The sequence below is a fragment of the Bacillus cereus group sp. Bce019 genome (assembly GCF_051781745.1).
In the GTDB taxonomy this organism is placed as follows: Bacteria; Bacillota; Bacilli; order Bacillales; family Bacillaceae_G; genus Bacillus_A; species Bacillus_A cereus.
On the sequence record NZ_JBPWJX010000112.1, the window covers coordinates 1 to 274 of the forward strand.

Sequence of the window (274 nt, forward strand, 5' to 3'; positions counted from 1 at the left end):
GGAAGAACTGGGCGACGGCATGGCCGACAAGAACCACGTCAAGCTCTATCGGGAGCTGCTGGCCAGGTATGGCCTTGATCCCGTGGAGGACCTGCCCGACGACCTGTACCGGCAGGGGCTGGTACAGCTGGCGCTGGGCTGGAATGCGCAGCAGTTCCTGCCCGAGATCGTGGGATTCAACCTGGGCTATGAGCAATTGCCGCTGCACCTGCTCATCACCGCCTACGAACTCAATGAACTGGGGATAGATCCCTACTACTTCACGCTGCATGTC

Annotated in this window: 1 protein-coding gene; it reads left to right on the top strand. The window is 60.2% G+C overall.

All coding sequences use genetic code 11. From position 1 onward, the window contains the following. Positions 1-274, top strand: a 274-nt coding sequence (locus ACS2QP_RS27670) for an iron-containing redox enzyme family protein (protein ID WP_438883048.1), incomplete at both ends; no start/stop codon positions are given.